Genomic DNA, 22,658 nt, shown 5'->3' on the forward strand with positions numbered 1-22,658 from the left:
TGGAATAAATAAAGAGGACAGTAAGAGAGGTGTGTTTAGATATTCACAATGTTTAGAATATCTCTAAATACTGATATTGTTGAGATTGAAAGAAAATTAAAATAGTTTTTAACATTTATAAACTGTAGTATTTTAAAAATTCACCAAAAATAAAGGTCAAAAACAAGTAGTATTGCTTGTAAAATATTAAGCTGTTTTTTTAGAAACTTAAAAAGGTAAAAACATCAATTTGTTAAGAACTTTAAATCTTTGTGGAAAAGTATATCTTTCTTTTAAGACTATTTTTTACAATCTTTGTTAAAGTGAAAAACAAGTGCTAACCAATTCATAACAAGATAACAATGTCTCAAATAGAACCAATTTTACAAGATGATCCAAATAGATTTGTAATTTTTCCTATACAACACCAAGATATTTGGGAGTGGTATAAAAAACAAGAAGCAAGTATTTGGACAGCCGAAGAAATTGATTTGCACCAAGATGTTGTAGATTGGGAAAATAAATTGAATGATGATGAGCGATATTTCATCAAACATATTTTAGCATTTTTTGCAGCTTCTGATGGAATTGTAAATGAAAATTTGGCAGAAAATTTTGTAAGTGAAGTTCAATATGCTGAGGCAAAATTTTTCTATGGATTTCAAATCATGATGGAAAACATTCACTCAGAAGTGTATTCTTTGTTGATTGATACTTATGTGAAAAACGAAGATGAAAAAAACAAACTTTTTAAAGCCATTGAATACTTTCCTGCAATTAAGTTAAAAGCAGACTGGGCTTTAAAATGGATAGAGTCAGAATCTTTTGCAGAACGTTTAATTGCTTTTGCAGCAGTTGAAGGAATTTTCTTCTCAGGTAGTTTTTGTGCAATTTTTTGGATGAAAAAACGTGGGCTGTTACCAGGATTAACTTTTTCTAATGAGTTAATTTCTCGTGATGAAGGTTTGCATTGTGATTTTGCCGTACACTTACACAACAATCATATTGTAAACAAAGTACCTAAAGAGCGTATTAAAGAAATTATTGTTGATGCTTTAGATATTGAAAAAGTATTTATTACAGAATCTTTACCTGTAAGTTTAATTGGAATGAATGCTAAGTTAATGAGTCAGTACTTAGAATTTGTAACAGATAGACTTTTAGTTGAATTTGGATGCGAAAGAGTGTACAATTCTAGCAACCCTTTCGACTTTATGGATATGATATCATTAGAAGGAAAAACAAACTTCTTTGAAAAAAGAGTTTCTGAATACCAAAAAGCTGGAGTAAAATCTGGAGGAACAGGGGAAATTAGCTTTGATGCTGATTTTTAAAGATTAAGAGTAAAATTTATTAATATGTTGCAATGCTTGTAAGAGCGTTGTTAGGATAATATTCTCTATAAACTAACTAAATAAAAAGATATAAGGACTATGTACGTAATTAAAAGAGATGGGCACAAAGAGTCTGTGATGTTTGATAAAATCACAGCTAGAATTAGAAAAATTTGTTACGGATTAAATCCGTTGGTAGATCCGGTAAAAGTAGCCATGCGTGTTATTGAAGGGTTGTATGATGGAGTAACTACATCTGAATTAGATAATTTGGCAGCAGAAATTGCAGCAACATTAACCACCGCTCACCCTGACTATGCAAAATTAGCGGCTAGAATTTCGGTGTCTAACTTACATAAGAACACAGAAAAATCTTTCTCTGCAACCATGAAAGAATTGTATGAGTATGTAAACCCACGTACAGGTTTGGCCTCTCCTTTATTATCTGATGAAGTATATAAAGTAATTCAAGAAAATTCAGCCTTGTTAGATTCTTCAATTGTATATGATAGAGATTTTAATTACGATTATTTTGGGTTTAAAACATTAGAACGTTCTTATCTTTTAAAAATTAACGGACAAATAGCAGAACGTCCTCAGCAAATGTTAATGCGTGTTTCTATTGGTATTCACTTAAATGATATTGAAGAAGCTATAGAAACTTATAACTTAATGAGTAAAAAGTTTTTTACACACGCTACACCAACTTTGTTTAACTCTGGTACCCCAAAACCACAAATGTCTTCTTGTTTTTTATTACAAATGCAAGATGATAGTATTGATGGTATTTATGATACCTTAAAACAAACAGCAAAAATATCTCAATCTGCAGGGGGTATTGGTTTGTCTATTCACAACATTAGAGCTACAGGTTCTTATATTCGTGGAACCAACGGAACTTCTAACGGAATTATTCCAATGTTAAAAGTTTATAATGATACCGCTCGTTACGTAGATCAAGGAGGGGGAAAACGTAAAGGTTCTTTCGCAATTTATATTGAGCCTTGGCATGCTGATATTTTTGAATTCTTAGATTTAAGAAAAAATACTGGAGCCGAAGAAAAACGTGCAAGAGATTTATTCTTAGCCTTGTGGATTTCTGATTTATTCATGAAGCGTGTTGAAGAAAACGGAGAATGGACATTGATGTGTCCTAATGAATGTCCAGGTTTATACGATACTTACGGAGAAGAGTTCGAAGCATTATACACTAAATACGAAGCTGAAGGAAAAGGTCGTAAAACCATTAAAGCTCGTGAATTGTGGGAAAAAGTTTTAGAATCTCAAATTGAGACTGGAAACCCATATATGTTGTATAAAGATGCTGCTAACCGTAAATCTAATCAAAAGAATTTAGGAGTTATTCGTTCTTCTAACCTGTGTACAGAGATTATGGAATATACAGCAAAAGATGAAGTTGCAGTATGTAACTTAGCTTCTATTGCTATTCCAATGTTTGTAGAAACTAACGATAAAGGAGAAAAATTCTTTAATCACCAAAATTTATATAAAGTAGTAAAAAAAGTAACCCGTAATTTAGATACGGTTATTGATAGAAACTACTACCCTGTAAAAGAAGCAGAGAACTCTAACATGAGACACCGTCCAGTAGGATTGGGTATTCAAGGGTTAGCTGATGCTTTTATCATGCTAAGAATGCCGTTTACTTCTGATGAAGCAAAACAATTAAACAAAGATATTTTTGAAACCTTATATTTTGCAGCTGTAGAGTCGTCTATGGAAATTGCAACAAAAAAAGGAGCATATTCTACTTTTGAAGGATCTCCAATGTCACAAGGGGAATTTCAATTTAACATGTGGGGAGTAAATGATGAAGATTTAAGTGGTCGTTGGAATTGGGCTGAGTTAAGAGAGAAAGTTAAAAAGAACGGTGTTCGTAACTCTTTATTGGTTGCACCAATGCCAACAGCATCAACTTCTCAAATTTTAGGGAATAACGAAGCTTTTGAGCCTTATACATCAAATATTTATACTCGTAGAGTGTTGTCTGGTGAGTTTATTGTTGTTAATAAACACTTATTAGAAGATTTAGTTGAGTTAGGTTTGTGGAACAATGCTTTAAAAGAGGAGTTGATGAGAGCCAATGGTTCTATTCAGCATATAGAGGGAATTCCTCAAGACTTAAAAGATTTATATAAGACAGTTTGGGAATTGAGTATGAAAGATATTATTGATATGTCTCGTCAAAGAGGATATTTTATCGACCAATCTCAGTCTTTAAACTTGTTTATGGAAGATGCTAATTACTCTAAATTAACCTCAATGCACTTTTATGCGTGGAAATCAGGATTAAAAACAGGAATGTATTATCTAAGAACAAAATCTGCAGTAAACGCTATTAAGTTTACCTTAAATAACGATAAAAAGAAAGAAGAAGACAAGCCAATGTCTCCAGAAGAATTTAAGGCAATGGTTATACAATCTAGAGAGAATCCGGACGATTGTGAAATGTGTGGATCTTAAAAAAGAACAACAAATAAAAACAAAAGCAGCTTTGAATTTTCAAAGCTGCTTTTTGTTTTAAAAAACACAGTGTTATAAGTATCTAAAAACTTTAATCCTTAACCACTAACAATTAACCGTTAACTTAATTATATTTGTGCTTTCAAAAAAACAAGGCATTTGTATGGCACAAAAACCAAGTATTCCTAAAGGAACTAGAGATTTTTCTCCTGTTGAAGTAGCAAAAAGAGATTATATTTTTACTACCATTAAGTCTGTTTTCCAAACTTTTGGATTTCAATCTATAGAAACCCCTTCTTTTGAAAACTCAGAAACCTTAATGGGGAAGTATGGCGAGGAAGGAGATCGATTGATTTTTAAGATATTAAACTCTGGAGATTATTTAAAGAAAGCGGATGCTACTTTATTAGCCAATAAAGAGAGTCAAAAATTAATAAGTGCCATAAGTGAAAAAGCTTTGCGTTACGACTTAACGGTGCCTTTTGCACGTTATGTGGTACAACATCAAAATGAAATTGAGTTTCCATTTAAAAGATTTCAAATTCAGCCAGTTTGGAGAGCCGATCGCCCTCAAAAAGGACGTTTTAGAGAGTTTTATCAATGTGATGCCGATGTGGTAGGAAGTGATTCTTTATGGCAAGAGGTAGATTTTGTTCAATTATATGACACTGTTTTTACCAAACTAGGTTTAAATGGAGTGACTATTAAAATGAACAACCGAAAAGTTTTATCAGGAATTGCAGAAATTATTGATGCTAGTGATAAGTTAATTGATTTTACTGTTGCCTTAGATAAACTTGATAAAATTGGAAAAGAAGGTGTAACCAAAGAAATGCTTGAAAAAGGAATTTCTGAACAAGCCATAGAAAAAGTAGCTCCTTTGTTTAGTTTTACAGGAACCAATCAAGAAAAGCTAAACCAATTAGCAACTATGTTGGCAAGTTCTGTAGAAGGAACCAAAGGTGTACAGGAATTAAGATTCATTATAGATACCATAGAAACGATAGGATTACAATCAGCAAACCTAACTTTAGATGTAACTTTGGCTCGTGGATTAAATTATTACACAGGAGCTATTTTTGAAGTAGCTGCTCCAGAAGGTGTAAAAATGGGATCTATTGGTGGTGGAGGTCGTTACGATGACTTAACAGGAATCTTTGGTTTAAAAGATATGAGTGGTGTTGGAATTTCCTTTGGATTGGATAGAATTTATTTGGTTTTAGAGGAGTTAGGGTTATTTAAAGAAGTAGCTCAGCCAAGACCAGATATTTTATTTATCAACTTTGGTAATGAAGAAGCACTTTATGCGACCAAAGCAATTGCCAAGCTAAGGGCAGAAGGAATTAAATCAGAATTGTATCCAAGTGATGCAAAAATGAAAAAGCAGATGATGTATGCCAATAAAAGGAGTATTCCATATGTAGTATTGGTAGGATCAAAAGAAATAGAAGAGGGTACTTATACCTTAAAAAATATGAGTACAGGTGAACAATTGGTGTATAAATTAAATGAATTGCTACAAGTCGTAATTAATTCGTAAATTTGCACCCTATAATTTTATAAATATGTCCCAAGAAATTGACATAATGAACTACGAAGAGATTGATGATATAGGAGATAACCACATTGGTGATGTGACTAAAACTCCAATGCGAGCAGATGCTTTTGAATTGTCTGATGCTGAAAAGATTGAGAAAATTCAAAAAAACGTTAAAGAAATCATGGAAACGTTAGGGTTAGACTTAACAGATGATAGCTTGCAAGGAACCCCAAGACGTGTGGCAAAAGCCTATGTTAAAGAATTATTTGGTGGTTTAAACCCAGAAACCAAGCCTAAACTATCTACCTTTAATAACAGTTACCAGTACGGTGAAATGTTGGTGGAAAAAAACATAGTGGTGTACTCTACTTGTGAACATCATTTATTGCCTATTATTGGTAGAGCACATGTGGCTTACATTTCTAAAGGTACTGTGGTAGGATTGTCTAAAATGAATCGTATTGTAGATCATTTTGCAAAAAGACCTCAAGTACAAGAGCGATTAACCCGTCAGGTTGTAAAAGCTTTGCAAGAGGCTTTAGGAACTGAAGATGTTGCTTGTATTATAGATGCCAAACACTTGTGCGTAAATTCTAGAGGTGTAAAAGATATTGAAAGCTCAACAGTAACAGCTGAGTTTGGAGGTGCTTTTAAAAATGTTGACAAACAAAAAGAGTTTAGAGATTACATTAAATTAGAAACTAAGTTCTAAAAAAATCTCTATTCATTTTAAATATGAAAACCTGTAAAGTTTGCTTTACAGGTTTTTTTTGTTAATAAGATGATTTCGGAACAACTAATTTTATATGTAATCCTTTGTTAAAAAAGAAGTATTTTTGAGCCTATCAAAATTTTAGAAATATGTCAGACGATAAAAAAGTAATTTTTTCCATGTCAGGATTGAGTAAAACCTACCAATCAACAGGAAAACAAGTATTAAAGAATATTCATTTAAGTTTTTTTTACGGAGCTAAAATCGGGATTTTAGGATTAAACGGTTCTGGTAAATCTACCTTGATGAAAATTATTGCAGGAACAGAAAAGAATTATCAAGGAGATATTACTTTTTTACCTGGATATTCAGTAGGATATTTAGAGCAAGAGCCTCAGTTAGATGATGATAAAACGGTGATGGATATTGTAAAAGAAGGAGCAGCAGAAACAGTGGCTATTCTAGAAGAATACAATAAAATTAACGACATGTTTGGGTTAGAAGAAGTATATTCTGATGCAGATAAAATGGATCAGTTAATGGCTCGCCAAGCAGAATTACAAGATCAAATAGATGCATCTAACGCATGGGAATTAGACACCAAGTTGGAAATTGCCATGGATGCTTTACGTACTCCAGAAGGAGATACACCTATTAAAAACTTATCAGGAGGTGAGCGTAGACGTGTAGCTTTGTGTAGGTTGTTGTTACAAGAGCCAGATGTATTGTTGTTAGATGAGCCTACCAACCACTTAGATGCAGAATCTGTACACTGGTTAGAACATCACTTAGCACAATATAAAGGAACTGTAATTGCCATTACGCACGATAGATATTTCTTAGACAATGTTGCGGGTTGGATTTTAGAATTAGATAGAGGAGAAGGAATTCCTTGGAAAGGAAATTATTCTTCATGGTTAGACCAAAAAGGGCAACGTTTGGCTAGAGAAGAAAAAACAGCTTCTAAACGTCAAAAAACATTAGAGCGAGAGTTGGAATGGGTTCGTCAAGGAGCCAAAGGTAGGCAAGCAAAATCTAAAGCTCGTTTAAAGAACTACGATAAGTTGATGAACCAAGATCAAAAACAAGTAGAGGAAAAATTAGAAATATATATCCCTAATGGGCCTCGTTTGGGAACCAATGTAATAGAGTCTAAAAATGTAGCAAAGGCTTTTGGAGATAAATTATTATATGATAACCTTGAATTTAACTTACCTCAAAATGGAATTGTAGGAATTATTGGGCCTAACGGAGCAGGTAAATCAACTATTTTTAGAATGATAATGGGAGAGCAGACTCCTGATAACGGTGAGTTTATAGTAGGGGATACAGCTAAAATAGCTTACGTAGATCAAAACCATGCTAATATAGATCCTGAAAAATCAATTTGGGAAAACTTTTCAGAAGGTCAAGAATTAATCATGATGGGAGGTAAAATGGTAAATTCTAGAGCATATTTATCTAGATTTAACTTTTCTGGATCAGAACAAAATAAAAAAGTTTCTACATTGTCTGGAGGGGAACGTAACCGTTTACATTTAGCTATGACTTTAAGAGAAGAAGGAAACGTACTTTTATTAGATGAACCAACAAACGATTTAGATGTAAATACTTTAAGAGCTTTAGAAGAAGGTTTAGATAATTTTGCAGGATGTGCTGTGGTGATTTCTCACGATAGATGGTTTTTAGATAGAGTATGTACTCATATTCTTGCTTTTGAAGGAGATAGTCAAGTATATTTCTTTGAAGGTTCGTTCTCAGAATATGAAGAAAATAAAATTAAAAGATTAGGAGGAGATAATATGCCTAAGAGAATTAAATATAAAAAATTAATAAGGTAATTATCAGTATACTAAATAATTAAAAAAGACGTTACCATAGCAAGTAACGTCTTTTTTCTTAAACAACTATTTCCTTTTTCAACGATAAAAACTTCAAATTATATATTTCTTATTTATGATTTAATAACTTTGATATTCTAAAGTTAATAATCAAAATTGTCTAAAAAAATACTCAATTTGAGTGTTTTTTAAACACTTTTACAAATTGATTAAAAAAAAGGCATTACACAAAATAAATCCGAATAATACCTTTATTTTTTCTTTTTCATGAAAATTAACACATTTGTTAACCAACAACTTTTTCTACTACAAATATAAGATAGTATATAGTTTTATGAAACACTCAAATTGAGTGTTTCTACCACAAAAAAAGAGGTGCTTTAAAAAAGCACCTCTTTTTTTGTGGTAATTATTAGTAAAATTTAGAATAACTGTTGATTTTTACAATATTGAATAATTTCTCCTGTTGAACTTAAACCTGTTTTTTTTATTATATTTCTTCTATGTCCATCAACTGTGTGTGAACTAATGCATAGTTTATCAGCAATTTCTTTACTGGTATAATTTAGTGCCAACAAACGTAATACATCTTTTTCTCTGTTAGATAAACCATCAGTTAATAAGTTTTGACTATAGTTTTTGTAAAATATAGTTTCGTACTCATTATTATCATTTAGCTTTTTTATAGAAGCAATCATAGGAAGTTCTACATTTTCTGATGTAATTGTGTTATGACTAATTCCCACAATAGGCTTTCCTGATTGATCAAAAGCGATAGGTGTTTGGTGTTTGTGTAAATTTACATATACTCCTTTAGAGTTTTTAATTCTTAAATTCCAAGTGTATGAAAGTTTCTTTCTATCTTCTATAGGAACTTCAGACATGGTAAATGACATCAACTCATTTAAAATGTTTAACCAAATTTCTAAATCTTTAGGATGATGATGGTCAAACCAATATGAAACACCTTCTTCCATCATTTTGTCAATACTTAAACCAAGCGTTTTTTCAAAGTTTTTGCTAATAAACTCATAAGTATTGTTAATTGTATTGGTAAGAATGAAAAAAGATTGACTAGGTAATAAAAAATTATCTAACTCTTCAAGCTTTTGAATATGAGTATTTACAATCCCTTTATTATAATCTTTAATAGTATTGAATACTTCTTGATAGAGGTCTATGTTTTGCTTATCGATCAATTTTATAAAATTTTCGCGTTTGGATGTTTTTCTTTAATAATTAAATAAATGCGTTCAGCTTCAATCTTTGTGCTGTATGCTTTTGTCATAACTTTCCAATCTGGACTTACATACGTTAACTTTATTTTTATGTCTTTATACTCCTCCTTAAAACTATTATAAAGGTCTAAAGCCTGCTCTTCATTCCCGTTATAAAGCAACACGCTAAAACCAACTTTACTGGTTTTGTTATAGTTACGCTTTTTAGTTATAAAAGAGTCTAAAGAAGATTTTTCTTCTTGAGAATATATAGATGTTATTGAACACATGCTTATCGCTAAGGTAACAATAATAATTAATTTATTATGCATGAATAACTTGTTTTTGTTTCTAACAAATATAATAAAACTAATCCTAAAAAAACCTTATTTAGAATATCTATAAATTAACTTTTAGACGGTATATCTGTTCTCCAATTGGAAGCATAATATTACTTTTGCCTAACGTGAAATTTAATGGGTATTTATCATGTCTTATAAATTCCATGTTAGAATATATTTAAAACTTATTATACAACTGTATGAAAATTGTGAAATTACACAGAAAATTATCTAGTGTTTTAAAGTTAAGTTTAGCGCTTTTCTTCTCTTTTTCTTTAAGTTTATCTGCACAAGATAAGCCGTCAGACGAGCAAGTAAAAGCCGGAAAAGCATTGTTTAACATGCATTGTGCCTCTTGTCACAAGTTAGACAAAAAATCTACTGGTCCCGCATTATCAAATGTAGCAGAACGCCGAGAAATGGATTGGTTAAAAGCATGGATCAAAAACAATAACAAATTAAGAGCTTCTGGAGATGCTGATGCAAAAGCAATTTACGATGAGTTCGGTGGAGTAGCCATGAGTACTTTTGAGTTTTTAACAGATACTCAAATAGAAAGTATTATAGCTTATACTTCTGTTGGTGATGTTAAGAAGGCTGGAGCTGCTGTTGCTGCTCAAGCAATAGATGTAGAGTCTACACCAAGTCAAATATTGCCAACTATTGCTACAATAGTAGTAACATTGGTTTTGTTAGCGTTAATAGGGTGGGTTTTCTTAAAAAGCAACAATGGTTTCTTAAAAATTGCATCTACTATAGTGTTGGTTTTCTTAGGTGTTTACTTTGGATTCACTGCTTTAATGTCTGTTGGGGTAGATGAAGGTTATCAGCCAGTTCAGCCAATAGCATTTTCTCATAAAATACATGCAGGAGATAATCAAATAGATTGTCAATATTGTCACTCTTCAGCAAAACACTCTAAAACATCAGGGATTCCTTCTGTAAATGTTTGTATGAACTGTCATAAGAATATTTCAGAGGTTGCAGATGATACTAAGATTGATACTAAGGGTAAAGCTTATTTAGATAAGGAAATTCAAAAAGTATATGATGCTGCTGGATGGGATGCAGAAAACTTAAAGTATACTGGAGAAACAAAACCTGTTAAATGGGTTAGGATTCATAACTTACCAGATTTTGCATACTTTAATCACTCTCAACACGTAACGGTTGCAGGTGTTAAGTGTCAAAAATGTCACGGACCAGTTGAAGAAATGGATGAGGTGTATCAATATGCTCCATTAACAATGGGATGGTGTGTTGACTGTCATAAAGAAACAGAAGTGAACATTGCAGGTAACGGATACTATAAGAAAATACACGAACAATTATCTCAAAAATATGGAGTGGAAAAAGTTACCATTGCTCAATTAGGAGGTAAAGAATGTGGTAAGTGTCACTACTAAGAGTATAAGGATTTTAAGCTAAGTTATAGTTAGCATCAATTATAGATAAAACAAAATTAACCATGGCATCAAACAAAAAATACTGGAAAAGTGTTGAGGAACTAAATGAAAATAGTTCTATTGTTGCTTCGCTTGAACAAAACGAATTCAATGAAGGACAGGCTCCTGAATCGTTTTTAGGTGATAAAGAAACTTTAGAAACGTCTAGCACAACAAGACGTGATTTCTTAAAATATGTTGGATTTACAACAGCAGCAGCTTCTTTGGCGGCTTGTGAAGGACCGGTAATCAAATCGATTCCTTATGTTGTAAAACCAGAGGAGGTAACTCCAGGTATTGCAAATTATTATGCATCTACCATAGCAGATGGATTTGACTTTGCAAATGTATTGGTGAAAACAAAAGAAGGACGTCCTGTTTTTATTTTGCCAAATAAAGAAGCTAAAGGGTGTACAAATGCACGTGTAAATGCATCTGTATTATCATTATATGATAGCTTAAGATTAAGAGGTCCTAAAGTAAAAGGAAATACAGCTTCTTGGTCTGATGTAAATTCAAAAATTACTGCACAATTAGAACAACTTTCTAATGCAGGAGAAAAAATAGTTTTCTTAACAGGTACGATGGCTAGTCCATCAACAAGTGCTATTATAGCTGATTTCTCTAAAAAGTATAATAATGTATCTCATGTAGTTTATGATGCTGTTACAGAATCTGCTGCTTTAGATGCTTTTGAGGAAGCTTATGGAGAAAGAGCCTTGGCTAACTATAAATTAGACGATGCTAAAACAATTGTTTCTATTGGTGCAGATTTCTTAGGAGATTGGCAAGGAGGTGGTTTTGAGGCTGCTTATGCTGCTGGTAGAGATGTAAAAGCTGGTAAATTTTCTCGTCACATTCAATTTGAAGCAAATTATTCTTTAACAGGAGCAAATGCAGATAAACGTGTGGTGTTAAAACCATCTGAACAAGCTTTTGCTTTGATTAATTTATACAATGCTGTAACAGGTCAAAGTTTACCGTCTAAGAAAACTCCTGGTGATGCTGCTATCAAGCAAGCTGCTGCTCAATTAAAGAAAGCAGGAAGCAAAGCGGTAGTAGTTACTGGAATTCAAGATAAAAATGCTCAATTAATTGCTTTAGCTATTAATAACTATTTAAACTCAGAAATTTTAGATACGACTAATGTAAAGTATGTTCGTGGAGGAAATGATGCTGAAGTAGCAAGTTTAGTAGCTGAATTAAAAGCGGGTAAAATAGGAGCCTTAATTACTTATAACACTAACCCTGTTTATACATTAGCAAATGCTGCTGATTTTAAAGCAGGTTTGGCAAAAACAAAATTAACAGTTGGTTTCTCATCTAAAGAAGATGAAACTTTAAGTGAAATGCAATATGCTTTAGCAACTCCAAGTTATTTAGAAGCTTGGGGAGATGTTAAAATGACTGCAAATCAATACAGCTTAACACAACCAACTATCAAGCCTTTATTTGATACTAAACAATTTCAAGATTGTGTATTGGCATGGACAGGAGTAAGTACTTCTTATTATGATTACTTATCTGGTTTTGCAAAGTCAAATATTTTAAATGGAAATTCATGGAACAAGGCCTTACATGATGGGTTTGCTCCTTTAGAAGCTACTGCATTAGCTGTAAACTCAATTGATACTACTGCTGCTGCAAAAGCGTTAAAAGCAAATACAAAAACAGGTGAGTTTGAGTTGACATTATATTCTTCTGTAGCTTTAGGAGATGGTCAACAAGCAAACAATCCTTGGTTACAAGAATTACCAGATCCGTTAACAAGAGCATCTTGGGATAACTATTTATTAATGTCTCAAGCAGATGCTGATAAATTAGGATTTACAAACCCAGTTCAAGACAATGGAGCTATTAATGGACAGTATGCAACCATTACAGTAAAAGGAGTGGCTATTGAGAATGTTCCTGTGTTAATTCAACCAGGTCAAGCACAAGGTACTTTAGCTTTATCTTATGGATATGGTAAAACAAAAGGATTAAAGAAAGAAATGTTATTAGGAGTAAATGCCTATGCAGTTGCTTTTGGTGGATCTCAAATAGCATCTGTTGCAAATGCAGGTGGAGAACACTTATTTGCTTGTGAGCAATTACAACATACAATAGCAGGTCGTCATGATATATTAAGAGAAACTAGTTTAGAAGAATATAAGCATGGAAATGCTGAAGAGTGGAATCCTAGACCAGAAGTTTCTTTAAAACACCAAGAAGTAGATGTAACAACAGTTGATTTATGGGATGATCAAGATCGTTCGGTAGGACATCATTTTAACTTATCTATAGACTTAACTTCTTGTACCGGATGTGGATCATGTGTAATTGCATGTCACTCTGAAAACAATGTTCCTGTGGTTGGAAAACATGAAGTACGTGTAGGTAGAGATATGCACTGGTTGCGTATTGATAGATACTATACTTCAGAAGGAGATGCAGGTTTAGAGACTAAAAAAACAAATTCAGCTCCAACTACACAAGACAATGCTGCTTTTTATGAGTCTTTAGAGACAGTAGAATCAGTAAATCCTCAGGTTGCTTTCCAACCAATTATGTGTCAGCATTGTAATCACGCACCATGTGAAACTGTTTGTCCAGTAGCTGCAACTTCTCACGGTCGTCAAGGTCAAAACCAAATGGCTTACAACAGATGTGTTGGTACTCGCTACTGTGCTAACAACTGTCCTTATAGAGTTCGTCGTTTTAACTGGTTTAAATATAATAACAATGATGAGTTTGATTTCAATATGAATGATGACTTTGGTAAAATGGTATTAAACCCAGATGTAGTAGTACGTTCTCGTGGAGTTATGGAAAAATGTTCTATGTGTATTCAAATGACTCAAAAAACTATTCTTGATGCTAAAAAAGAGGGTAGGCCAGTTGATGTTAATGAATTCACTACAGCTTGTTCTAGTGCTTGTGCTACAGGTTCTATCAAGTTTGGAGATATTAATAACCCAGAAGATGAAGTTACTGCTTTACGTAAAGATGAGCGTGCATATAGATTGTTAGAGTTCATTGGAACCGACAATAATGTAGTTTATCAAACTAAAATCAGAAACACAAACGAAGCTTAAAAAAGGAATAACTAAAATTTAAAATTGATTATATGTCGTCTCATTACGAAGCACCCATCAGAGAACCTTTAGTTTTAGGGGAAAAGAGTTACCACGATATCACAATGGATATCGTAAAACCAATAGAGGGTAAGGCAAATAAAAATTGGTATATCGCATTCGGTATTGCACTTGTAGCATTTTTGTGGGGTGTAGGATGTATTTTATATACCATCGGAACAGGAATTGGAGTTTGGGGATTAAACAAGAACATTGGATGGGCTTGGGATATTACCAACTTTGTATGGTGGGTAGGTATTGGTCATGCCGGTACATTGATCTCAGCAGTATTATTGTTATTCCGTCAAAAATGGAGAATGGCAATTAACCGTTCTGCAGAAGCAATGACAATTTTTGCCGTATTCCAGGCAGGTTTGTTCCCATTAATTCACATGGGACGTCCTTGGAACGGATATTGGGTGTTACCTATTCCAAACCAATTTGGATCTTTATGGGTTAACTTTAACTCACCATTATTATGGGATGTATTTGCAATCTCAACGTATTTATCTGTATCATTAGTTTTCTGGTGGACAGGTTTATTACCTGACTTTGCAATGATTAGAGATAGAGCAGTCAAGCCTTTCCAAAAGAAGATATACGCTTTGTTATCTTTTGGTTGGTCTGGTAGAGCTAAAGACTGGCAACGTTTTGAAGAGGTTTCTTTAGTATTAGCTGGTTTGGCAACTCCATTAGTACTTTCTGTACACACTATTGTATCTATGGACTTTGCTACCTCTATCAACCCAGGTTGGCACTCAACAATTTTCCCTCCTTACTTCGTTGCTGGGGCAATCTTCTCTGGATTTGCTATGGTACAAACGTTATTGGGAATTATGAGAAAAGTATCAAACTTAGAAAACTACATCACTCGTTTACATGTTGAATACATGAACATAGTAATTATAGTTACTGGTGGTATTGTAGCTGTAGCCTATGCATCTGAGTTTTTTATCGCTTGGTACACAGGATCTCCTTATGAAAACTATACTTATATGTCTGTAGGTGCTGCAACAGGACCTTATGGATGGGCTTTTTGGTCATTGATTTTATTTAACATTGCTATCCCTCAGTTGTTGTGGATTACCAAGGTTAGAAGAAGTTTTATTTGGTCTTTCATTATCTCTATTGCAATTAATATAGGAATGTGGTTTGAGCGTTTTGATATTATTGCCATTGTATTAAGTAAAGGTCATTTACCATCTACATGGACTCGTTTTGAACCTACATTTGTAGATGTTGGTGTATTCGTTGGAACAATTGGATTCTTCTTTGTATTGTTCTTATTATATGCTAGAACTTTCCCTGTAATTGCTCAGGCAGAAGTAAAAACAATTATGAAATCTTCAGGAGAACATTATAAACAATTAAGAGACGGAAAAAATGAGCACTAATAAAGTTATACACGCATTATATAATGATGATGATGTTTTAATGGATGCTGTTAAAACAGTTAAAAATGCTAATCATCACATTGAAGAAGTTTTTACACCGTTTCCAGTTCACGGTTTAGATAAATTATTAGGATTGCCACATACTCGTTTAGCAATATGTGCATTCTTATACGGATTGTGTGGTTTGTCTTTCGCTATTTGGATGACTAACTATATGATGATTCAAGATTGGCCACAAGATATTGGAGGTAAACCAAATTTTGCTTGGGTTTACAACATGCCTGCTTTTGTACCAATTATGTTTGAATTAACAGTGTTTTTTGCTGCTCACTTAATGGTAATTACTTTTTATATGAGAAGTAGATTATGGCCTTTTAAAGAAGCAGAAAATCCTGACCCAAGAACTACAGATGATATTTTTTTAATGGAAATTCCTGTAGAAGATAATGAAGAAGAATTAACAGCTTTATTAAATACTACTAATGCTGTTGAGATTAAAGTAATTGAAAAGCACTAAGAACTCATGAGTAGATTATTTAAAATAACAACAGTTATAGCAATAGTAACATTAGTTTTTACTTCATGCGATAAGACCAAACGTAACTTACAATACATGCCAGATATGTATCAGTCAGTTTCAGGAGAACCTTATGAAGAAAGTAAAGTATTTGCAAACGGAATTGAAGCACAGGAACCAGTTGTTGGAACCATTCCAAGAGGACATATTCCTTACGAATATCCAGATACTAACGAAGGATATGAAGAAGCTAAATTAAATTTAAAATCTCCTTTAACAACAGAGGACTTTGATAGTAACAAAGAAACTCAATTGTTTAATATTTATTGTGCAGTATGTCATGGTAAAAAAGGTGATGGACAAGGGGAATTAGTTAAAAGAGAGAAGTTCTTAGGTATACCTAATTATAAGGATAGAGATATTACTGAAGGAAGTATTTACCACGTAATTATGCATGGTAAAAACATGATGGGATCTCATGCTTCTCAGTTAACAGAGAAAGAACGTTGGTTAATTGTTAAACACGTTCAGGAATTAAGAAACAACTTGTTAAAATAATTACCAAACACTTAGATAAATTATGTATCAATTTTCAAGTAAATTAAAGATTACAGCTATTGCCTTAATGGTAATTGGTTTAATAGGTATTATTATCAGTTTTGCCTCTGCACCTAGTACAGAAGCACAAGCTGCTGAAATATTAGCACACCAAGAAGCTGGACATGGAGCACACGGTGATGCTCATGAAACAAAAACAGTTGCCCATGATGAACATCATGAGCATGAAGATAAAGAGGCTCATCATACAGATACTGCTCATGAAACACATGTAGATCATCATGTAGAAGCAAACCACGATGCACATGGAACAGAAGCTCACGGAGATCATCATTTAACACATGTATTACATCAATTACAGAATAGACCATGGGCTGCTTTTTATGTAGCGTTGTTCTTTTTTACATTTGTAACAGTTGTAGTTTTTGCTTTCTTAAATATTCAAAGAGTTGCGCAAGCTGGATGGTCAATTGTATTGTTTAGAGTTATGGAAGGAATTTCAGGATTCTTACCATATGTGTCAGCTATCTTCTTAGTATTTTTAGTAGTAACAGCTTTCCACGGAAATCACTTATTTGTTTGGATGGCAGAGGGAACTGTAGACCCATCCTCACCTAATTTTGATCCTATTATAGCAAATAAATCAGGTTGGTTAAACACTCCAAGATGGTTAATTTGTAGTATCATTTATTTAGTAGGATGGAATGTTTTCCGTTTCTTAAATAGAAAACACTCTGTATTACAAGACAATGCAAGCGATTTAAAAAATTATTATAAAAATTACAAGTTAGGTGTAGCTTTCTTAGCATTCTTCATTTTCACAGAATCTATGTCTGTTTGGGATTGGATTATGGGACTTGATCCGCACTGGTTCTCTACATTATTTGGGTGGTATGTATTTGCAACAGGAGTTGTATCTGCGTTAACTGTAATAGCAATGGTAACAGTTTACTTAAAATCTAAAGGATATTTAGAAGTAGTAAATAACAGTCACTTACATGACTTAGCTAAATTCATGTTCGGATTCTCTATTTTCTGGACTTATTTATGGTTTGCTCAATTTATGTTAATTTGGTATGCTGATATGCCAGAAGAAACAACTTATTTTGTACAACGTTTTGATGAATATAAATTATTATTCTTAGGAATGATTCCTTTAAACTTTATCTTGCCTGTATTAATGTTGGTTAATAGTGATTTTAAACGTATTCCTCAAATAGTATTAGGAACAGGAACTATAATTTTAATTGGTCACTATATAGATGTTTTCGTAATGATTATGCCAGCAACTGTTGGAGATCAATGGGGATTCGGATGGGGTGAAATAGGAAGTGTTTTATTCTTTTTAGGATTGTTTATTTATGCTGCATTTACATCAATTAGTAAAGCACCATTAATTGCAAAAGGAAATCCTTTCTTACACGAAAGTGAACATTTCCATTATTAATATATATCATTACATTTGCAAAAAAATTAAGACAAAATTATGTTAGCATTATTTTATTTTTTCGTAGCTGTTGCTTTTGCTATTGGAGTATGGCAAGTAAATAGACTACTTACTTACAGAGTAATCTTTAAAGAGATTAAAGACGGTAAAAAGATCATTACTTTTGAGAACGATAACAATCCTATCGCTACAGAAAAAGATAACGATATTCAAGGAAAATTATTCATGGTTTTTTTAGTAGGGTTTTACTTACTAATGGGATACTGCTTAATCTTTTTACATGATATTATGTTACCAGATGCTGCATCTGTAGAAGGTGAAGATTATGACAACTTATATGTTATCTCATTCTGGTTAATTGGTATAGTGCAATTTATAACACAAGCATTATTATATTTTTTCGCATATAAATACAGAGGAATTAAAGGAAGAAAAGCAACATTTTTTGCTGATTCTCACAAGTTAGAGCTAATCTGGACAACTATACCAACAGTGGTATTAGCAGTATTAATTTTATATGGATTATCTATTTGGAACGATGTTACTGATTTAGAAGGAGATGATGCTATTTTAGTAGAAGTTTACGCTAAACAATTTGCTTGGGAAGCAAGATATGCAGGAAGAGATAATGAACTAGGACGTGGAAATGTAAGAAATATTGAAGGAGCTAATACCATGGGAATTGACATGACAGATGCTAATGCAGCTGATGATATTCCTGTACGTGAATTACATTTACCTGTAGGTAAAAAAGTAGTATTCAAATTTCGCTCACAAGATGTTTTACACTCTGCATACATGCCTTTCTTTAGAGCACAAATGAACTGTGTTCCTGGTATGGTTACCGAGTTTGGGTTTACTCCTAAATTCACTACAGAAGAAATGCGTCAACAAGAAGATGTGATTTTAAAAGTAGCTAGTGTAAATGAAGCTAGAGTTGCCAATGGTGAAGAACCATATGAATTTGATTACTTATTATTATGTAATAAAATTTGTGGACCATCTCATTACAATATGCAAATGAAAATTATTGTAGAATCTGAAAAAGATTATTTGACTTGGTTAAATCAACAAAAGACGGCTAAAGAATTATTTTAGTTATTAAAACCGTTTTAGAATCATAAAAAGATAAAAATTATTATGTCAGCACATCACCATAAAGAAACATTCGTAACTAAATATTTATTTAGTTTAGATCATAAAATGATTTCAAAGCAGTTTTTAGTAACTGGTATGATCATGGGAGTTATTGGAGTTTTAATGTCTTTGTTATTTAGATTACAAATAGCATGGCCAGAGCATTCTTTTTCTATTATTGAAGCTTTCTTACCAGAGCGTTTTCAATCTGAAGCAGGAGTCATGAAACCTGATATCTACTTAGCTTTGGTTACTATACATGGTACTATTATGGTATTCTTTGTATTAACTGCAGGTTTAAGTGGTACTTTTTCTAACTTATTAATTCCATTGCAAATTGGAGCTCGTGATATGGCTTCTGGATTTATGAACTGCCTATCTTACTGGTTATTTTTTATATCATCTGTAATTATGGTTATTTCATTGTTTGTACAAGCAGGACCAGCCTCTGCAGGATGGACAATTTATCCACCATTATCAGCTTTACCACAAGCTATTCCAGGGTCTGGAACAGGAATGACATTATGGTTAGTATCTATGGCTATCTTTATTGCTCAGTCTTTAATAGGATCATTGAACTACATTGTTACCATTCTTAACTTAAGAACTAAGGGGATGACAATGACAAGATTACCATTAACAATGTGGGCTTTATTCATTACAGCTATCATTGGTGTAGTTTCTTTCCCAGTTTTATTCTCAGCAGCTTTGTTATTAATTTTTGATAGAAGTTTTGGTACATCTTTTTACTTATCTGATATTTTCATTGGAGGAGAAGTATTAAACTATCAAGGTGGATCTCCAGTATTATTTGAACATTTATTCTGGTTCTTAGGACACCCTGAGGTTTATATTGTATTATTACCAGCATTAGGATTAACATCTGAAATTATTTCAACAAACTCACGTAAACCTATTTTTGGATACCGTGCAATGATTGGTTCTATCATGGCAATTGCATTCTTATCAACAATTGTTTGGGGACACCACATGTTTATTTCAGGAATGAATCCATTCTTAGGGTCTGTATTTACATTTACAACTTTATTAATTGCAATTCCATCTGCTGTAAAAGCATTTAACTACATTACCACATTATGGAAAGGTAACTTACAGTTTAACCCTGCAATGTTATTTTCTATCGGACTAGTTTCTACTTTCATCACAGGAGGTTTAACAGGAATTGTATTAGGAGATTCTGCTTTAGATATTAACGTACACGATACTTATTTTGTAGTTGCTCACTTCCACTTAGTAATGGGTGTATCTGCTATCTACGGTATGTATGCTGGTATTTACCACTGGTTCCCTAAAATGTATGGTAGAATGATGAACAAAACATTAGGATACATTCACTTTTGGATTACTGCAATTGCAGCATACGGAGTTTTCTTCCCAATGCACTTTATAGGTTTAGCAGGTTTACCACGTAGATATTATACAAATACAAATTTCCCTTTGTTTGATGATTTAGCAAATGTAAACCAAGTAATGACTGTGTTTGCTATTATTGGAGGGGTAGCCCAAATAGTATTCTTAGTAAACTTTTTCATGAGTATTTATAAAGGAAAAGTAGCTTCTCAAAACCCATGGAAAGCCAATACATTAGAATGGACTACGCCAGTTGAACATATTCATGGAAACTGGCCAGGAGAAATTCCAGAAGTTCATCGTTGGCCATATGATTATAGTAAAGTTGATGAAAATGGAGAGTATATTTTTGGAGAAGACTATATCATGCAAACAGTGCCTTTAAAAGCAGGAGAACAAGAATCTTAAATGATTATAAATTAATAAAAAAGATCCAACTAATTTTTAGTTGGATCTTTTTGTTTGTACTTACTATTTCAATGATGATATTTAAAACCAATAATAAATAGATATGGCTACCTATGTACAATTTCTTATTTTCGTATTCAAATAATTAAAACAATATATTATGATATCAGCAAACGAATATTTTGATGGAAATGTAAAATCATTAGGATATGTATCTGCAACAGGAAAATCTACATTAGGAGTAATGGAGGCAGGAACTTATGAGTTTTCAACAAGCTTACATGAAACTATGAATGTAATAGAAGGGGAAATGACAGTTTTATTACCAGGAGCTACAGATTGGGTTACTTATAAAGCAGGAGAAGCTTACCAAATTGAGGCTAACCAAAAGTTTCAAGTCAAAGTAGCATTACAAACTTCTTATTTATGTCAGTATAAATAATAAAATAAAGGCCTCAAAATAATAAAATGTTTAGAGGCCTTTTGTTTTAAAATATAATATTATTCTATTATTAATTTTTTCCACTTTTCTACTAAATTTCTATAACTCACAACATAATCATTATTGTGTTCTAATTTAGCCATTTCAATAACTTTTTCACCAACTATAATGGCTTTGTCATATTCTTTATTGTAAGCGTAAGCTCTAGCTTTTAATGCAACGGCCCAATATTCTTTAGGCATAATTTCATCAGCAAATATTTTAGCCCAGATTAGTGCCTTTTCAGAACTCAAATTATTTGTTATGTAATATTGAGAAGCATTAAAATAATCTAAATTTTTATCTCTTCCATTGATGGCTGTTACAACTTCTATCTGATGTAGTATTTCATCATGTATTTCAGCTTTCACATTTAACTCTACTTTGGTGTTTCCCCATGAAAATCCCATAATAGCAGATTCACCATCAACATCATCAAAATAAAAACCAAAACTTTCAGTATATTCATTAGAGTTTAGAGTTTTTACAGGTATTCTAATAAAATCTTCTGTAGGATCATATTGTGTACCCCATGAAATTTTATTATTTATAATAATAACCCAAGTATCTTTATCAGGTATAGAATATATACTATATTTTCCTGTAGGAATTTTGTTTCCTTCAATATATATATCACCATCAGTAGACAAAATGGTACACATATTTGCCCCTGTTCTCCAAACTTCTCCTTCTCTTGTTAAAATTTTAAACATATCTCTACCCTTAAGAGCTGGTCTACTATAGTTTATTGATACGTTACTAAAACCAATACTTTGAGATATTGATGCAGATGGGCTTGCTGGAGGAATGTTAATCTGACAAAATAGATTGTTAAATATACATATGAATAATATTGTTAGTGTTTTTGTTGTTTTCATATAAGGGTAATGATTTAATTAATTTATTGTATAAATGATTTTTTTATAAAGTTATTGTTTAAAATCATTCATTAAATATTTTTCATATCAATTTTTTGAGTGTTTTTAAAGAGTTTTTCATTGTTTTATTGATTTTTCTCATAGAGTTTGTCAGTCGTTAGTCTTTTAGTGTGTAGAATTTATTTTATTATAATTGTTGATTTATGTAGCTTATAAAAGATTTGAGAGAAGTCACTTTAAGGGAAATTCAATAAAATATTAAAGGTTAGAGATGTATTCAAGAGATATTTTGAAAAACTTTGAAGATTTTAGAGCGTGCAATATGCAAAGAATAAGGCGTTTAGATAATAAAATAAAAAAGGATAGAAAATAGTTTAAAAAAGATTAGGAAATAAATAAAAAAGGTGCGTATCTTTGCACCCGCAACGGCGATCAGGTAACTGATTGTTTGGGGCAAA

General features: G+C 32.4%; 17 protein-coding genes. 14 read left to right on the top strand and 3 right to left on the bottom strand.

Going from position 1 to position 22,658, the window contains the following annotated elements; all coding sequences use genetic code 11:
* The first annotated feature begins 341 nt into the window (after positions 1-341).
* The 5 genes from ACXGQT_RS14315 (at position 342) to ettA (ending at position 7,890) form a co-directional block, all read left to right on the top strand.
* Positions 342-1,313 carry a ribonucleotide-diphosphate reductase subunit beta gene (locus ACXGQT_RS14315; protein WP_457829259.1) on the top strand — a complete coding sequence of 324 codons (972 nt, stop codon included), beginning with the start codon at positions 342-344 and terminating at the stop codon, positions 1,311-1,313.
* Between the two features lie 99 nt (positions 1,314-1,412).
* Positions 1,413-3,797 carry a ribonucleoside-diphosphate reductase subunit alpha gene (locus ACXGQT_RS14320; protein ID WP_457829260.1) on the top strand — a complete coding sequence of 795 codons (2,385 nt, stop codon included), beginning with the start codon at positions 1,413-1,415 and terminating at the stop codon, positions 3,795-3,797.
* Positions 3,798-3,960: 163 nt separating this feature from the next.
* On the top strand, positions 3,961-5,337 hold the full coding sequence (gene hisS / locus ACXGQT_RS14325; protein WP_457829261.1) for a histidine--tRNA ligase: 1,377 nt from the start codon (positions 3,961-3,963) through the stop codon (positions 5,335-5,337).
* Positions 5,338-5,383: 46 nt separating this feature from the next.
* Positions 5,384-6,049, top strand: coding sequence for a GTP cyclohydrolase I FolE (folE, locus tag ACXGQT_RS14330; protein WP_420896125.1), 666 nt, complete (start codon positions 5,384-5,386; stop codon positions 6,047-6,049).
* Between the two features lie 149 nt (positions 6,050-6,198).
* Positions 6,199-7,890 carry an energy-dependent translational throttle protein EttA gene (ettA, locus tag ACXGQT_RS14335; protein WP_457829262.1) on the top strand — a complete coding sequence of 564 codons (1,692 nt, stop codon included), beginning with the start codon at positions 6,199-6,201 and terminating at the stop codon, positions 7,888-7,890.
* A 422-nt stretch (positions 7,891-8,312) separates the two neighbouring features.
* Here the strand turns inward: ettA and ACXGQT_RS14340 are convergent, their stop codons facing one another.
* Together ACXGQT_RS14340 and ACXGQT_RS14345 are read right to left on the bottom strand one after the other, a co-directional pair.
* Entirely contained in the window at positions 8,313-9,089 is a 777-nt protein-coding gene (locus ACXGQT_RS14340) for a LuxR C-terminal-related transcriptional regulator (protein WP_457829263.1), read from the bottom strand.
* A gap of 2 nt (positions 9,090-9,091) precedes the next feature.
* Positions 9,092-9,397 carry a hypothetical protein gene (locus tag ACXGQT_RS14345; protein WP_457829264.1) on the bottom strand — a complete coding sequence of 102 codons (306 nt, stop codon included), beginning with the start codon at positions 9,395-9,397 and terminating at the stop codon, positions 9,092-9,094.
* 251 nt (positions 9,398-9,648) lie between these two features.
* Here ACXGQT_RS14345 and ACXGQT_RS14350 point away from each other — a divergent pair, with 251 nt between their 5' ends.
* The 9 genes from ACXGQT_RS14350 (at position 9,649) to ppnP (ending at position 21,283) form a co-directional block, all read left to right on the top strand.
* On the top strand, positions 9,649-10,854 hold the full coding sequence (locus tag ACXGQT_RS14350) for a c-type cytochrome (protein ID WP_457829265.1): 1,206 nt from the start codon (positions 9,649-9,651) through the stop codon (positions 10,852-10,854).
* 62 nt (positions 10,855-10,916) lie between these two features.
* Positions 10,917-13,970, top strand: a complete 3,054-nt coding sequence (locus ACXGQT_RS14355) for a TAT-variant-translocated molybdopterin oxidoreductase (protein WP_457829266.1) — start codon at positions 10,917-10,919, stop codon at positions 13,968-13,970.
* Positions 13,971-14,002: 32 nt separating this feature from the next.
* Positions 14,003-15,403 carry an NrfD/PsrC family molybdoenzyme membrane anchor subunit gene (gene nrfD, locus ACXGQT_RS14360; protein WP_068826745.1) on the top strand — a complete coding sequence of 467 codons (1,401 nt, stop codon included), beginning with the start codon at positions 14,003-14,005 and terminating at the stop codon, positions 15,401-15,403.
* Positions 15,393-15,920 (top strand): DUF3341 domain-containing protein, encoded by a 528-nt coding sequence (locus ACXGQT_RS14365; protein ID WP_457829267.1) that lies wholly within the window; start codon positions 15,393-15,395, stop codon positions 15,918-15,920. Before nrfD ends, ACXGQT_RS14365 begins: the two co-directional genes overlap by 11 nt.
* Positions 15,921-15,926: 6 nt before the next feature.
* Positions 15,927-16,478 (top strand): c-type cytochrome, encoded by a 552-nt coding sequence (locus ACXGQT_RS14370; RefSeq protein WP_457829268.1) that lies wholly within the window; start codon positions 15,927-15,929, stop codon positions 16,476-16,478.
* Between the two features lie 22 nt (positions 16,479-16,500).
* Entirely contained in the window at positions 16,501-17,925 is a 1,425-nt protein-coding gene (locus ACXGQT_RS14375; RefSeq protein ID WP_457829269.1) for a histidine-rich protein, read from the top strand.
* A 39-nt stretch (positions 17,926-17,964) separates the two neighbouring features.
* Positions 17,965-19,023 carry a cytochrome c oxidase subunit II gene (locus ACXGQT_RS14380; protein ID WP_457829270.1) on the top strand — a complete coding sequence of 353 codons (1,059 nt, stop codon included), beginning with the start codon at positions 17,965-17,967 and terminating at the stop codon, positions 19,021-19,023.
* Between the two features lie 42 nt (positions 19,024-19,065).
* The gene (locus tag ACXGQT_RS14385) at positions 19,066-20,841 is read left to right on the top strand and encodes a cytochrome c oxidase subunit I (RefSeq protein WP_457829271.1); all 1,776 of its coding nucleotides are present in this window, start codon (positions 19,066-19,068) and stop codon (positions 20,839-20,841) included.
* Positions 20,842-21,001: 160 nt separating this feature from the next.
* Positions 21,002-21,283, top strand: a complete 282-nt coding sequence (gene ppnP / locus ACXGQT_RS14390) for a pyrimidine/purine nucleoside phosphorylase (RefSeq protein WP_457829272.1) — start codon at positions 21,002-21,004, stop codon at positions 21,281-21,283.
* A gap of 59 nt (positions 21,284-21,342) precedes the next feature.
* On the opposite strand, the gene ACXGQT_RS14395 is transcribed toward ppnP, so the two are convergent.
* On the bottom strand, positions 21,343-22,200 hold the full coding sequence (locus tag ACXGQT_RS14395; protein ID WP_457829273.1) for a DUF2911 domain-containing protein: 858 nt from the start codon (positions 22,198-22,200) through the stop codon (positions 21,343-21,345).
* Positions 22,201-22,658: the final 458 nt, after the last annotated feature.

Source organism: Wenyingzhuangia sp. IMCC45467 (assembly GCF_054111205.1).

What these genes read in the sequence shown, in the direction of transcription:
- ettA (WP_457829262.1), top strand. Translation starts at nt 6,199, where the DNA reads ATGTCAGACGATAAAAAAGTAATTTTTTCCATGTCAGGATTGAGTAAA.
- ACXGQT_RS14315 (WP_457829259.1), top strand. Translation starts at nt 342, where the DNA reads ATGTCTCAAATAGAACCAATTTTACAAGATGATCCAAATAGATTTGTA.
- nrfD (WP_068826745.1), top strand. Translation starts at nt 14,003, where the DNA reads ATGTCGTCTCATTACGAAGCACCCATCAGAGAACCTTTAGTTTTAGGG.
- ACXGQT_RS14365 (WP_457829267.1), top strand. Translation starts at nt 15,393, where the DNA reads ATGAGCACTAATAAAGTTATACACGCATTATATAATGATGATGATGTT.
- ACXGQT_RS14395 (WP_457829273.1), bottom strand. Translation starts at nt 22,200, where the DNA reads ATGAAAACAACAAAAACACTAACAATATTATTCATATGTATATTTAAC.
- ACXGQT_RS14350 (WP_457829265.1), top strand. Translation starts at nt 9,649, where the DNA reads ATGAAAATTGTGAAATTACACAGAAAATTATCTAGTGTTTTAAAGTTA.
- ACXGQT_RS14375 (WP_457829269.1), top strand. Translation starts at nt 16,501, where the DNA reads ATGTATCAATTTTCAAGTAAATTAAAGATTACAGCTATTGCCTTAATG.
- ppnP (WP_457829272.1), top strand. Translation starts at nt 21,002, where the DNA reads ATGATATCAGCAAACGAATATTTTGATGGAAATGTAAAATCATTAGGA.
- hisS (WP_457829261.1), top strand. Translation starts at nt 3,961, where the DNA reads ATGGCACAAAAACCAAGTATTCCTAAAGGAACTAGAGATTTTTCTCCT.
- ACXGQT_RS14385 (WP_457829271.1), top strand. Translation starts at nt 19,066, where the DNA reads ATGTCAGCACATCACCATAAAGAAACATTCGTAACTAAATATTTATTT.
- ACXGQT_RS14370 (WP_457829268.1), top strand. Translation starts at nt 15,927, where the DNA reads ATGAGTAGATTATTTAAAATAACAACAGTTATAGCAATAGTAACATTA.
- ACXGQT_RS14345 (WP_457829264.1), bottom strand. Translation starts at nt 9,397, where the DNA reads ATGTGTTCAATAACATCTATATATTCTCAAGAAGAAAAATCTTCTTTA.
- ACXGQT_RS14355 (WP_457829266.1), top strand. Translation starts at nt 10,917, where the DNA reads ATGGCATCAAACAAAAAATACTGGAAAAGTGTTGAGGAACTAAATGAA.
- folE (WP_420896125.1), top strand. Translation starts at nt 5,384, where the DNA reads ATGAACTACGAAGAGATTGATGATATAGGAGATAACCACATTGGTGAT.
- ACXGQT_RS14320 (WP_457829260.1), top strand. Translation starts at nt 1,413, where the DNA reads ATGTACGTAATTAAAAGAGATGGGCACAAAGAGTCTGTGATGTTTGAT.
- ACXGQT_RS14380 (WP_457829270.1), top strand. Translation starts at nt 17,965, where the DNA reads ATGTTAGCATTATTTTATTTTTTCGTAGCTGTTGCTTTTGCTATTGGA.